At 53.9% G+C, this 1,168-nt stretch carries 2 protein-coding genes; both read left to right on the top strand.

The window, feature by feature from the left end:
• Nucleotides 1–450: dihydrodipicolinate synthase family protein (locus X742_RS140445; protein ID WP_023775613.1), on the top strand; the 450-nt coding region annotated here is incomplete at its 5' end.
• Between the two features lie 28 nt (nt 451–478).
• Entirely contained in the window at nt 479–1,093 is a 615-nt protein-coding gene (locus tag X742_RS140450; RefSeq protein WP_023782596.1) for a short chain dehydrogenase, read from the top strand.
• The last annotated feature ends 75 nt before the right edge of the window (nt 1,094–1,168 follow it).

The raw sequence follows: 1,168 nt of genomic DNA, 5'->3' as shown, positions 1-1,168 counted from the left end.
ACGGGGATTTCCGTGTCCCCAAATTTGTTCGAACGACTGAGCCAACTGAAAAACTTCAACTATATCAAAGATAGTGCAGGCGATTTCACCGTCCATCAGGAATTTCTCCAGACCGGTGGAACCGTTCTGAACGGCGCCGATCCCACCACGGTATACGCTCTCATGGCGGGAGCACGCGGTGTGATTTGGGGTGCGGCTAACTACATGCCATTCGAAGCGGTAGAACTTTATGATCTCGTTGTAGGCAGGAAGTTCGAGCACGCGCTGGCCTTGTGGCAACGTATGCTTCCATCGATCCTTTTCGTATGGAGGGCGCCATACACGCCGTCGGTTCTTCGCGCGGCGCAATTGCGAGGCTTTGGAACAGGCAACGTCCGTCGGCCGCTGAGAAAACTCGACGCGGACCAAGAAGTTCTTCTTCGCCGGTCCCTAGAGCCGTTGGGAGTTTAGGCCTAGCTTTGGCGATAGTGAGAGTGTCGTGAAAATTGTTCATGTGGGTGCAAGTGGCGTAATCGGCAGGGCCGTTGCGGCGGAACTTGGCAAACGGCACGAGATAATCGCGGTCAATCGAAGTTCCGGCGATTTCCATGTCGATATTGAAGACCCCTCGTCAATCGCGCGGCTGTTTAACCAAACCGGTCACTTCGACTGTCTAATTTGCACAGCCGGAGCTGTCCATTTTGCGACGCTTCAAGAATTCTCAGTTGAGCAATACTCGATCGGCTTGAAAAGCAAGCTTATGGGGCAGGTCAATCTCGTAAGGTCGGGACGGAAGTATCTTCGCGACGGTGGTTCGTTCACGCTGACTTCCGGTCCCACCAATGAAGATCCAATTCCGCTTGGTACGTCTTCTGCAATGGTCAACGGTGCCCTTGAAGGGTTTGTTCGCGGTGCGGCAATCGAGCTCGAGAGCGACCGAAGGATCAACCTGGTAAGTCCTACTATGCTGCGAGATTCTTCGACGCTTTACGGGCCCTTCTTTGTTGGAACCAAGCCGGTGGCAACGTCAGATGTCGTGCTGGCCTATGTGAAGAGTGTAGAGGGGCGGCAAACCGGCTGCGTCTATCGTATCGGATGGTCGCGGGAGCGATGACATTGGACCGAGTCGAATCCATAGGGGCGCTCGTAGAAGTTCTGAGGTAGGCCGATGAAAAGATTTCAAGAAAAG

Source organism: Mesorhizobium sp. LNHC229A00 (assembly GCF_000502415.1).
In the GTDB taxonomy this organism is placed as follows: Bacteria; Pseudomonadota; Alphaproteobacteria; order Rhizobiales; family Rhizobiaceae; genus Mesorhizobium.
The sequence above is the reverse complement of the archived record's forward strand: the minus strand, read 5'-3'. Positions and strand labels throughout refer to the sequence as shown.